The organism is Pontibacter chinhatensis, assembly GCF_900113285.1.
In the GTDB taxonomy this organism is placed as follows: Bacteria; Bacteroidota; Bacteroidia; order Cytophagales; family Hymenobacteraceae; genus Pontibacter; species Pontibacter chinhatensis.
Genome location: NZ_FOOT01000002.1, coordinates 461,761 through 475,141, shown reverse-complemented (window position 1 = coordinate 475,141; position 13,381 = coordinate 461,761). Strand labels below are relative to the sequence as shown.

General features: G+C 51.8%; 6 protein-coding genes. All 6 read left to right on the top strand.

Translation table 11 applies throughout. From position 1 onward, the window contains the following. Positions 1-6 precede the first annotated feature (6 nt). Complete coding sequence (locus tag BM040_RS07230) at positions 7-3,132, top strand: SusC/RagA family TonB-linked outer membrane protein (protein WP_092099839.1); 3,126 nt, start codon at positions 7-9, stop codon at positions 3,130-3,132. Between the two features lie 21 nt (positions 3,133-3,153). Further along, positions 3,154-5,058, top strand: a complete 1,905-nt coding sequence (locus BM040_RS07225; protein WP_092100310.1) for a SusD/RagB family nutrient-binding outer membrane lipoprotein — start codon at positions 3,154-3,156, stop codon at positions 5,056-5,058. A gap of 580 nt (positions 5,059-5,638) precedes the next feature. Further along, the gene (locus BM040_RS07220; RefSeq protein WP_092099838.1) at positions 5,639-8,893 is read left to right on the top strand and encodes a SusC/RagA family TonB-linked outer membrane protein; all 3,255 of its coding nucleotides are present in this window, start codon (positions 5,639-5,641) and stop codon (positions 8,891-8,893) included. A 12-nt stretch (positions 8,894-8,905) separates the two neighbouring features. Further along, a complete protein-coding gene (locus tag BM040_RS07215; RefSeq protein ID WP_092099837.1) occupies positions 8,906-10,897 on the top strand; it encodes a RagB/SusD family nutrient uptake outer membrane protein in 1,992 nt (663 codons plus the stop codon). Between the two features lie 125 nt (positions 10,898-11,022). After that, the gene (locus BM040_RS07210; RefSeq protein ID WP_092099836.1) at positions 11,023-11,838 is read left to right on the top strand and encodes a glycoside hydrolase family 16 protein; all 816 of its coding nucleotides are present in this window, start codon (positions 11,023-11,025) and stop codon (positions 11,836-11,838) included. 6 nt (positions 11,839-11,844) lie between these two features. After that, positions 11,845-13,374, top strand: a complete 1,530-nt coding sequence (locus tag BM040_RS07205) for a sulfatase family protein (RefSeq protein WP_092099835.1) — start codon at positions 11,845-11,847, stop codon at positions 13,372-13,374. Positions 13,375-13,381: the final 7 nt, after the last annotated feature.

Below are 13,381 nucleotides of genomic sequence, written 5' to 3'. Positions count from 1 at the left end.
TTTTCTATGAGAAAAGTATTGACGAAACAGTTTGTGCTCTGCATGTTGCTGTGCCTGTTTACAGGATTGGCATTTGCGCAGCAGACACGAACGATCACCGGTACAGTTAAAGATGAGAAAGGTACTCCCATACCTTTTGCGTCTGTACAAGTGAAAGGAACTACAACGGGAACCACTACTGGAGAGGATGGAACATTCAGCCTTTCCGTGAACGAAGGGGCAGTACTGGTGGTGAATTCCCTCGGCTACGACTCCAAAGAAGTAAGCGTTGGGGCTGGCAGCACCCTGAATGTAACCTTAGGGAGCAGCAGCAGCCAGCTTAGTGAGGTAGTAGTGACGGCTCTTGGCATTGAGCGCGAGAAGAAATCGTTAGGTTATGCCGTACAGGAAGTGAAGGGCGAGAGCCTGGTAGAGTCCAGAGAGGCGAACCTTGCCAACGCCCTGACAGGTAAAGTGGCTGGTCTGCAGATTACCCGCTCCAGCAACGGTCCGGCCGGCTCTTCTAAAATCATACTTCGCGGTAACAACTCGCTTACAGGCGACAACCAGCCGCTGATTGTGGTGGATGGTATTCCGATCGACAACTTCACCGGAAGAAACAACAACGACTACTGGAACCCGGGCCTGGACATGGGTAACGGTCTGGCCGACATCAACGCGGAGGATATCGAAAGTATATCTGTGCTGAAAGGCCCGTCTGCTGCCGCGCTTTATGGTTCACGAGCTGGTAACGGTGTTATCCTGATCACCACCAAGTCTGGTAAACCACAGGATGGCTTGGGTATCACGATTTCATCTACCGTAGGTTACGACGAGATCTTTACCTATCCGGAATTGCAGAACACCTTTGGTCAGGGAACCGAGGGAACTCACGATCCAATGTCTGGCCTGAGCTGGGGCCCAAGAGCCGAAGGACAGACTGTGCAGAACTGGAGAGGCGAGAATGTGCCGCTGCGCATCTACGATAACATCGATAACTTCTTCAGGAAGGGACTGTACTCCAGCCAGAACATATCGTTCCAGCAGCAGTACAATAACACGTCTATCTATACTTCCTTCAACCGCTTCGACAATGAGGGTGTTTCCCCTGGCGTGAACCTGTCCAGAACCAACCTGATGGCCAGAGCTGTCAGCAACTTCGGCAAGTCCGACCGTTGGACCACAGACACGAAAGTACAATACACGAAGTCTAACGCCGAGAACAGACCAATTGGCGGTAACAACCCTAACAACTCCTTCGGAACACTGTTCGGGCTTCCTCGCTCCATGGACATCCGTGATTTTGAGCAGGCCGTTGACGGTGAAGGCAAGATGATCTGGTACGGAACCAGCAGCCAGATGAACCCTTACTGGAACAGCAGGTATAACCTGAACCAGGACCTCAGAGACAGGTTTATCCTGAACGGATCGGTAAAGTATGATTTTACCGATTGGTTGAGCGCTGAGCTTAAAGGTGGCGCCGACATGCACTATACAACCACCGAGAGCAAGCTTTACGGCGGTAGCCCGCAGACGCCATCCGGAAGATACAGCCTGGGCAAGCAGAACTTTACAGAGACTAACTTCAGCACGCTCATCACCGCGCAGCGCGACAACGTAGTTGGCAAGCTTGGTGGTATGGTAACCTTGGGTGGTAACCTGATGGCGCAGAAGTTCAGCTCTATGAACGGTAGCGCCGGCGAGCTGGAAGTGCCTAACCTGTTCTTCCTCAATAACAGTATCTCCAACCCAAGTGTGGGCCAGGATTACCGTGAGCATAAAATCAACTCGGTATACGGATCGGTACAGCTGAACTGGGATGGTTACCTGTTCCTGGATGCGACTTTCCGCAACGACTGGGCCTCAACCCTTAACCAGGATAACCGCTCTTACTTCTACCCATCTGTGAGCGCCTCTTATGTGCTGACAGACATGCTGGAGACAACGGGTACTGTACTTCCTTCCTGGCTGAGCTTTACAAAACTGAGAGCTTCCTATGCCGAGGTGGGTAACAGCCTTCCTGCTTACCAGCTCTACAACACCTACTGGATTGGTAAAGACCCGAACGGTAATACAACGGCCGGAAGAAACAACATTCTCTTCGATCCAAATGTGAGAAGTGAGTTGATCAAGGCTTACGAAGCTGGTCTGGAGGCGCGTTTCTTCGACAACCGCATCGGTGTAGATGTGGCCTGGTACAAGTCTAACGCCACACGCCAACTCATCGACCTGCCTATGGACCCGCTGAGCGGCTATAGCTTCAGAAAGATTAACGCAGGCGATATCCAGAACAAAGGTGTGGAGATCATGGTGGATGCGGACGTGATCCGTAACCCAGAGGGCTTCAACTGGAACATCAGCGGAAACTACTCCAGAAACCGTAACACCGTGGAGGAGCTTTACGGGGATATCGAAATTTACCCACTGGGCGGCTTTGACGACGTGCGCGTGAATGCAGTAGTTGGTGGCGAGTATGGCGAGATCTACGGCAGCACTTTCAGAAGAGTGGATGATCCGGAAAGCCCATACCATGGACAGCTTCTGCTGAATGCAGATGGTTTGCCAGTAATCGGAGAGCAGGGCGTGAAGCTGGGTAACCAGCAGGCGGATGCCCTGGTAGGTATAAACAACAGACTGCGTTACAAAGGTCTGGGTCTTTCCTTCCAGGTTGACGCCCGCATCGGAGGCGAAATTTTCTCTGGTACGCACGTGGCCATGCAGCGTAGCGGTACAGGTGCCGCCACTCTTAGAGACGGTGGTCGCGAGAGCTTCGTGGTGGAGGGTGTGATTCAGGATCCAACTTCTGGTCAGTATAACACCAACACCACAGCGGTGACTCCTCAGAACTACTGGAATGCCGTGGCTGGAGTGAACAACCTGGGTATTACAGAAGCCAACATCTACGATGCTACGAACGTTCGCCTGCGCAACGTGCAGCTGAGCTACGCCCTGCCAGGCGGCTTGTTGTCTAAAACACCACTTCAGAGAGCCAGCGTTGGAATAACAGCCACGAACGTTTGGTTGATTTCAAGCCACATGGATGGCCTTGACCCTGAGTCTGTGTTTGCGACAGGAACCAACGCAGTAGGTTTTGAGAACGGAAGTATGCCAACAACACGCTCTATCCTGTTCAACCTTACGCTGGGCTTCTAATCAAATAATTGCGAAATGATTATGAGAAACATATTGAAAAAATCGTGGGTGCTGATGGCGACGGGACTGTTGCTGACCTCATGTAATGACTTTGAAGAGATAAACGTAAGCCCTGTGGCTGCCAACGCGGACCAGGTGCAGGTGGAGTACTTTATCAATAACTCGATTATCAGTGCACAGATGAACCCGGATGTGGCTGAGCGCTCCTTTATACTTTACTGGAAAGTGGCCGCCCACTACCAGGAGGGAGGAACCCTATCCGCAGGTGGCTACAACGATGGCTGGACAAGCGCCTACTACAACCAGGTGGCCAGCTGGCTTAATGCAGCCAACACGGCTATCGAAATTGCCAATGGCCATATTAGCTCTGGTAATACACAGCCGTACACCAACAACCTGCTGCAGGTGGCCCGTATCTGGCGAGCGTACCTGATGAGCGAGATGTCTGACAACTTCGGCCCTATTCCGATCAATGCCTTCCAGGGTGAAAACCCGGAGTTCTCGGATGTGAAGTCGGTTTATTACTTTACGTTGGAGGAGCTGAAGGACGCGAGCGCTAAGCTTGATGCGTCTGTGGAAACGAACGACAGGCTGAGAAAACTGGACCCTGCTTATGCCTATAACTGGGATAGCTGGAAAAAGTATTCCAACTCGCTGCGCCTCCGTTTGGCCATGAGGCTGTCAGAAGTGGACCCAGCTAAAGCTCAGTCTGAGTTTGAAGCTGCTGCGGCTTCCAGCGAGCTGATCCTGTCAATGGGTGACGTATTCAAGGTACAGGAAAGACCAGGTTGGGATGCCCTTTCTGGGGTGATGAGCCGTGAGTGGAACGCGCAGCTTTTGTCTCAAACACTGTTTAACACATACTTTAACCTGGGCGGCGTTGAGTCCAGAAACCTGCTCGGTGGCTCTTTCCACAGCGCTATCAAGCCTGCCGATTGGTTGGGGCAACGATTTGAGAATCACTTTGCCACCAAAACCAATAACCCATCTGCCGGGTACTGGTTCAATGGTCTGCCGCATGCCATCGATCCCCGCGCCTACGAATCGTTTATCATTCCGGGTGATTTCTCAAACCCTAACTTCAGCAACTATCCTTCCTGGACAACAGACGCCAGAAACACGAAGCGCCAGCTGTTGGATGACAATGGTAACGTGCTGAAGGAGATTGACGCTACGAATACCTGGAACTCAACAACAAACGGATCGTGGGGGGCTAAAGGAGCTAAGAACAGGCTCTATACCTATTCTGGTACTATTCCGCGCATGTCGCATGAGTTCAGAACAAGCCAGAGCCAGCGCGTTTTCTTCGGCCCTTGGGAAACATACTTCCTGATTGCTGAGGCTGCGCTTCGCGGATGGAGTACACCTATGGGAGCCAAGGAGGCGTATGAGGCCGGTATTGCAAGCAGCTTTGAGTACTGGAACCTGCCGATGCAATCTTACCTGAGCTCAGAGGAGTACAACAGAAACGGTACTTCTGTAAGCTGGGATCACACAGCCGAGCCTCCAGCCACACAACAAATGCAATTTGAGAATGGCTATACAGGCGAAACAGGTCAGACAGCTTTCAAGTATCCGGACAACCACCTGTACAAGAACGGAACCGTGAAAAATGATCACCTGACCAAGATTATCACCCAGAAGTACATTTCCCAGTTCCCGTGGCTGCCACTGGAGGCCTGGAATGACCATAGACGACTTGGCTTGCCATTCTTTGAGAACCCTGCTGTAGAGAACCCGCTTCCAAACCTGCAGGCACTGAACTCCTCAAACTACATGGAGAGCCGTGTGGAATTCTTCCCGCAGCGCCTGAGGTATCCATCCAGCCTGATAAACACTAACCCTGCCGGGTATGATCAAGCAGTTGGCTTCCTGGGTGGTCCTGATGCCGTGAGCACACCGCTTTGGTGGGCGCAGAAGAAGTAAGTTCTTAGACTAGTTTTAATTACCATTTTAGAGTCCTGCCTGTGATATGCACAGGCAGGACTTTATGTTTAAGGCCCTTCCCTTAAAAAGAAAGATTTTGCATTGTAAGCAGAATCTTTTTTTATACTTTGGCGATATGTATGACATGAAGCATAAAAAGTTGAGGCTTGTCATGCTTTCTACCTGCTTTAGGGTGCCATTGACCGTTCGCAGGCTGTAAATCCTGATTTATACTTTAACAGAGGGCTACACAAATTATATGCGTTTTCGAACACATTTTTTCGAGCTATAGCTTGTGTTTCATATTTGAAAATCATATGTTTAGAGCTAAATAAGGAAAATGAGGCAGGGTGATGATGCGTGTTTAAACGTGTACGAAAATCTTAGTTACCGCACACGCACCTACTTAAAGTGAATCACCCTGCGTAGTACATGATATAAGCCACATTATATATGACATAAGTCGCCTTCTGTTCAATAGCAACCTTCCCCGCCAGACGTCACAGTTCCAGAGAAAACAGTTTTTAACCAATCACACAAATAACCTAATTAACCTACCTTTTTAATTGATGATGCCTATATGAAAAATTCTACCAAACTATCAGCTCTGCTGCTGATGGCGCTCGCTGTGGGCGGGCCGGTAAGTAGCAGGGCGCTGGCCGATTCCGGGCTTAGGCCTGAGCAGTTGGTCCGGCTCAACGAGGGGCTTGTTAACGCCGACTGGCAGGCAACAGCCGTTCAGGGGAAAGTAACAGGAACCAGGGGAGAGGCGCTTCCTGGTGTAACGGTTGTATTGAAGGGGACCAGCACTGGTACTACTACAGGCGTAGACGGCTCTTTCAGCCTGAACGTGCCGAATGGAACTGGTACCCTGGTTTTCTCCTACATAGGATACGTGGCGCAGGAAGTATCTGTTGACGGAAAGACTTCCATTAATATTACGCTGCAAGAGGATACCAAAGCGCTTGATGAAGTAGTAGTAGTGGGCTACGGTGAGCAGAAGAAAGCTAACCTGACCGGCTCCGTGTCTACGGTAAGCTCCGAAGTGCTCGAATCGCGCCCAGTGCAGAATGTGGGACAGGCGCTGCAAGGCGTTATGCCAGGCCTGAACCTGCAGACGACAGGATTGGGCGGTGAGCTGAACCAGCCGCTCAACTTTAACATCCGTGGTGCCGGCACCATTGGTAATACCTCCTCTTCTCCTTTGGTACTCATCGATGGGATGGAAGGCAACCTGAACGCCATCAACCCGCAGGACATTGAGTCTGTAACGGTGCTGAAAGACGCAGCAGCTTCTTCTATCTATGGCTCACGAGCTCCGTTCGGTGTTATTTTGGTAACCACCAAGTCGGGTAAGGCTGGCAAGAACCGCGTGAGTTATTCCAATAACTTCCGGATTTCGGATCCAATGGGTCTGCCTACCATGATGGATTCTTATACTTTTGCGATGTACTTCAACGAGGCGGCTGCCAACGGCGGTGAGTCTCCTAAGTTCTCGCAGGAGGTGCTCGACAGAATTCAGCAGTACCAGCGCGGCGAGATTGATTATGCCACGGTGCCAAACGCCAATGGCGACCGATACGAATATTACACTGGTTCCCATGGTAATACCGATTGGTTTAAGGAGCAGTACAAAGACAACTCCTTCTCGCAGGAGCATAACGTCAGCCTGAACGGTGGAACGGAGAACACGCAATATTATGTGTCCGGTGGGTATCTGGACCAGGGAGGTTTAACCCGCCATGGGGGCGATGAATTCCAGCGCTACAGCTTCTCAGGCAAGATTGATGCGAAAATCTCTGAGCTAGCTAAGTTCAACTACTCAGCCAGGTACGTGCGCCAGGACTTTACCAAGGCCACACACCTTACCGACCTGTTCTACCACAACGTGGCCCGACGCTGGCCCACAGTACCTGTTACTGACCCTAACGGACACTGGTCAGACCCAAGCGAGATTGCGCAGCTGAGAGAAGGCGGCCGTCTTAATACGCAGGAGGACTGGTTGTACCAGCAAGCCCAGCTGACACTTACACCTGCAAAAGGCTGGAACATTATTGCCAACGGTAACTACCGTATCCGCAATTATAACAACCACAACGACGTACTTCCAGCTTATGGCTATGATGTGGCTGGTGAGGCATATGCCATTCCGGTAGGTTGGAATTCGGCCGGATACACGTATGTATATGAGTATGCGCTGAAAGAGGACTATTTTAGCTCTAACATCTACTCTGATTACAGCTTCAGTTTCAATGACAGCCACAACTTTAAAGTGCTTGGTGGCTTTAACTCTGAGTTGACGAAGTATCGTGACCTGGGTGGCTCAAGAACTGGCTTGATTACGCCATTGCTGCCAACCATTAACACGGCTACCAATGACAGCAGAGCGACGGCAGGCGGGTATCAGCACTGGGCCATTGCAGGTTTCTTCGGTCGTTTGAACTACAACTTCAAAGAGCGTTACCTCTTGGAATTAAATGGCCGCTATGACGGTAGCTCCCGCTTTATCAGGGACAAGCGTTGGAACTTCTTTCCGTCTGTTTCTGCTGGTTGGAACGTGGCCAATGAAGACTTCTGGACGTTTGACCATCTTATCCAGACATTCAAGATCAGAGGCTCTTACGGTGAGTTGGGTAACCAGCAGACAAACAACTGGTATCCATTCTATACGCTTCAACCTGTTAGCGTAGGTACCGGTGGGTGGCTGCTGAACGGGCAGAAACCAAACACTGCCGGAGCTCCTGGTATCGTGAGTACGCTTCTGACTTGGGAGCGGGTAACCAGCTGGAACGCAGGCTTCGATGTGGCTCTGCTTAACAACCGCCTGAACGTGAACTTCGATTACTTCCAGCGCAAGACCTTTGACATGGTAGGTCCGGCACCGGAGCTCCCTGTAATTCTGGGTACCGGAGTTCCTCAAATCAATAACACGGACATGGAGTCCAAAGGCTTTGAGATTGAGGCCAGCTGGCAGGACAATATCGGCGAATTCAACTATGGCGTGCGTGCCGTGTTGGCCGATGACTACCAGGTAGTGACAAAGTATCCGAATGTGACGGGTAACATCAGCCAATATTACAATGGCAGAAAGTTCGGGGAGATTTGGGGCTACACCACCGTTGGTATAGCAAAAACCCAGGCAGAAATGGATGCGCACCTGGAGAAAGTTGACCAGAGCTCCATGGGTAGTAACTGGGGGCCCGGCGATATCATGTACGCTGACCTGAACGGAGACGGCAAGATAAACGGAGGTGCCGGAACACTGGACGATCCAGGTGACCGCAGCATTATCGGTAACAGCGCCATGAGATACCGTTATAGCCTGGACCTGACGGGTGACTGGAAAGGCTTTGATGTGCGTGTTTTCTTCCAGGGTGTAGGCAAGCGCGACTACATGCCTAACGGCCCATACTTCTGGGGTGTTAACGGCGGCATGTGGCAGTCTGCCGGCTTTATGGAGCACATGGACTTCTTCCGCGACGAGAACTCACCGATGGTACAGGCTGGCGTAGCTGGTGTAAACCTGGATTCTTACTTCCCGGCTCCTGACTTTGGGTACGGAGGCAAAAACCAGCAAACCCAGACCCGCTACCTGCAGAACGGCGCTTACCTGAGGCTGAAGAACGTGCAGCTCGGTTACTCGCTGCCTGCCTCGCTTACCTCTAAAATTGGGGTAGACCGTGTAAGGCTGTATGTATCAGGTGAAAACCTGCTTACATTCACTGACATGATTGACATCTTTGATCCGGAGTCTGTAGGTCTGAATGGATGGAACGACGGTAAAACCTATCCATATGCACGTGTGCTCTCTTTCGGCCTTAACCTTAACTTCTAATTACCCATCGTAATGAATAGATCAATTAGCAATAAGTTATATGCAGTGCTGTTATTTCTCGGCTTTGTTGGGATAACAGGCTGTAACGATTACCTGGACAGGGAGCCTCTGTCTGACGTAACACCGGACAAATACCTTTGGAGTGAGGCGGACCTGGCGGCTTACACCATCGCCCGGTATAACTTCCCGACACATGGTGGCTGGGGACCGGGTACCTTCAGTTCGGATAACCACACCGATAACCAAGTGAGCAGCGGTTACGCTAACCGCTGGGTACCTGGCGAATGGCGTGTACCACAGGCTGGTGGTGCCTGGGAGTTCGGTAACATCCGCCAAACCAACTACTTCCTGCAGACTGTAGTGCCCCGCTGGAAGGAAGGCAAAATAACAGGTAATACCAGCAACGTAGCCCATTATATAGGCGAAGGCTACTTCCTGCGCGCCTACGAATACTTTAACAAAGTTCAGGCGGTAGGTGATTTCCCGATTGTAAAGACAACCCTGCCAGACAAGGCGGAGCAGCTGACACAGGAGTCCAAGCGCAGACCGCGTCATGAGGTAGCCCGCTTTATCATCTCTGACCTGGACTCAGCTATACAGTTGCTGAGCACAGCGCCTCCGGGTGGTAAAAACAGGATATCCCAGCATGCGGCCCAGCTTTTCAAATCCAGAGTGGCCCTGCATGAGGCTACCTGGCTGCTATACCACAAAGGAACAGCCCATGTACCAGGTGGCGCAGGATGGCCAGGGCAGGGCAAAGTGGATAACTTCAGCATCGACATCGACGCTGAGATCGACTACTTCCTGACGCAGGCAATGGAAGCTTCTTCTGCGGTTGCGGATGCAGTGCCGTTGGTAGAAAACACCAAGGACAACGGGTATGATTCCTCTAACAACCCTTACTTTAAGATGTTCGGCGACCAGAGCCTGAGCAAGTATAGTGAGGTGCTGCTGTGGCGTCAATATGACCCTACGCAGGGTATCAACCACAACGTGAACCACTACCTGAACCGCAATGGTGGCAACACCGGGTTTTCCAGAGGCTTCGTGGACAACTTCCTGATGAGCAATGGCCTGCCTATCTATGCAGCGGGTTCTGGCTACCAGGGCGATGACTACATTGAAGACGTGAAAGAGGACCGTGATAACCGCCTGCAAATATTCATGAAGGCTCCTGGCGAGCTGATGTATAAAGGCAACACAAATCAGGATGGTTCACCAATTGTGTTTGGCAATCCAGACATTGTTGGTCTGGCTGAGACACGTGACGTAACGGGTTACTCTGTTAAGAAGGGTGTGGCTTATAGCTTTAGTGAGGCTGAGGGCAGCCATGGTTCTACCGGCAGCATCGTGTTCCGTGCTGTGGAGGCTTACCTGAACTACATCGAGGCCTCTTACCTGAAAGAAGGAAGCATCAACGGCAAGGCCGAGCAGTATTGGAGAGCTATCCGTGAGAGAGCTGGCGTGAACCCTGATTTCAACGTGACCATTGCAGCTACTGACATAAACCAGGAGGCTAAGAATGACTTTGCCGCCTACTCTGCCGGAAAACTGCTGACCGATGCAACGCTCTACAACATCCGTCGTGAGCGCCGTACCGAGCTGATGGCTGAGGGCATGCGTTATACAGACCTGAAACGCTGGAGAGCGCTGGATCAGCTCAAGACGCAGCCATACATTGTAGAGGGCTTTAAAGTATGGGGCCCAATGCAGGAGTGGTACGTGGATGAAAAGACTGGGGAGTCGAAGCTGATCGAGGCAGAGACTGCTGGTAAAACGGCCAACGTTTCCAAGAAGTCAGAAAGCCCGTACCTGCGCCCTTACCGCGTGAACCTGAGTGGCAGCAACCTGGTGAAGGACGGATACCGTTGGGCTAATGCCCACTACCTGGAGCCGATTGCCATACAGCACTTCCTGATTACTTCGCAGGGGGCCGCAGATGGCTCGGTTATTTACCAGAACCCGGGCTGGCCGCTGCAGGCCAATGCCGGCGCAACAGAGTAATCAATCATCAACAGGTGAATATTTGATTAGATTGAGGTTGTAGTTTTAGTTTAAGTAAGGGAAAAGGGACTGCCAGGCTTCAGCTTGTGCAGCCCCTTTGCCCTTTTTATAAAGTTCAGCAAAAAATGATACAGAGGCTCTGGGTTTTAGTAGTACTTATACTTTGCGCCGGCTGCACGGCCATGCCGCAAAAGGCAAAGCCCGTGGAGTGGGTGTTGCTGTGGGAGGATGAGTTCGAAACGGACGGGACACCCGACCCTGCCAAGTGGAGCTTTTCCGGCAGAAAATCCCCGGACTGGGCCTGTTACTGCGCCGATAATCCATCCACTACGTTCGTAAAAGATGGCCAGTTATACTTGCGCGGTATCCTGAATGAGGACCCGGCAGACACGGCCAAGTACCAGACCGCCTGTATCCAAACCAAAGACAAGTTTGCCTTTAAGTATGGCAAGGTAGAAGTGCGAGCCAAGCTCTCGAAGGGCAAAGGCTCCTGGCCTGCCATCTGGCTTATGCCGCAAGATTCAAAGTATGGCGGCTGGCCGAACAGCGGGGAGATAGACATCATGGAGCACCTCAACTACGACTCCATCGTGTACCAGACCCTGCACAGCCATTACATCGATAACCTACAGCAGAAAACAAACCCGGTATACTTCGCCACGCCCCCGTTCCGGGAAGGCGAATTTAACACCTATGGCCTGGAGTGGTACCCCGACCGGCTTGACTTCTTCATCAATGGCCAGAAAACATTTTCCTACCCTAAAATAGAAAACGCCGACTCCTCGCAGTGGCCTTTCGACGAGGAGTTTTACATCATCCTGGACCAGGCCCTTGGCGGCAACTGGGTAGGAAGTATAAAAGACGAAGACCTGCCCGTGCAGATGGTAGTGGATTGGGTGCGGGTCTACCAGACAAGTAATCAAAAACATGCTAACCTATAGCGCAGCATGCTAGGCAAAAAAAGTACATCTCTCTTCTGTCTGTTGCTGGCCATACTTTGCATAGCCCCTTATACTTATGCCCAACAGAAACCGAACGTCATCCTGATTTATGTGGATGACCTGGGATACGGTGATCTGGGCAGCTATGGTGCCACCAAAATCTCAACACCGAATTTAGATAAGCTGGCCGGGCAAGGCATCCGGTTTACGCGTGGCTATGCCACCTCCGCCACCTGCACCCCCTCACGCTACGCTTTGATGACAGGTGAGTACCCCTGGCGAAAGCAGGGAACCGGCGTGCTGCCCGGTGATGCGGCATTGGTGGTGCCTACTGATAAACTAACTTTGCCAGGTGTGTTCAAGAAAGCCGGGTATGCTACCGCCATTGTGGGCAAGTGGCACCTGGGCTTAGGCGATGCAGTAGAAAAAAACTGGAACGAGTACATCAAGCCCGGACCCAACGAGGTGGGTTTTGATTACTCGTTCATTTTTCCAGCCACTGCCGACCGGGTACCTACTGTTTTCATGGAAAACGGAAGGGTAGTGGGACTTGACCCAGCCGACCCGATACAGGTAAACTACCGGGAGAAGATAGGCAGCGAGCCTACCGGAAGAGAGAACCCGGAACTGCTCAAGATGAAAGCTTCGCCCAACCACGGGCATGACAAAACCATCATCAACGGCATTGGCCGCATTGGCTACATGAGCGGCGGCACCAAAGCCCGCTGGACCGATGAAGAAGTACCGCTTACCTTTCTGCAGAAAGCCAAAGACTTTATCGTGGAAAATAAAAAGCAGCCGTTCTTCCTGTTCTACTCCCTCACCGAGCCGCACGTGCCGCGCATGCCTTCCACCTACTTCAAAGGCAAGAGCGGGCTGGGCTATCGGGGCGATGTGATTTTGCAGATGGACTGGGCTGTGGGCGAGATTATGAAGGAGCTGGAACTGCAGGGCCTGGCGAAAAACACCCTCCTTATTTTCACCAGCGATAACGGCCCGGTGCTGGACGATGGCTACGAGGATGAGGCGGTAACCAAGCGAAATGGGCACATGCCAACCGGTCCTTTGCGCGGTGGCAAGTATAGCGCCTTTGAAGCGGGCACGCGCGTGCCCTGGATTGTGAGCTGGCCTGGTAAAATAAAGCCGGCCGTATCCGAGGCCATGGTTTCGCAGGTGGACCTGGTGGCCTCTTTTGCCAGTCTGCTGCGCCAGCCGCTGGCCCCCGCCGATGCGCCTGACAGTCAGGACATGTGGAAGGCGCTGACCGGAAAATCCAGGCAGGGCAGAAGTGTTTTGGTGCAGCATGCGGGCACGCTGGCTATAGTAAAAGACAACTGGAAGTATATCGAACCGAGCAACGGTAGAGCTTATAACCCGCTGACAGATATTGAACTGGGCAATGCATCGGAGCCACAGCTCTACAACCTGAGCGAAGACATTGGCGAAAAGCGTAATCTGGCAGCACAGCATCCGGAGAAGGTGAGGGAACTAGCACAGCTGTTGCAGGAAATCAAACAAGCAGGAAAAAGCAGGTAACAAAGTA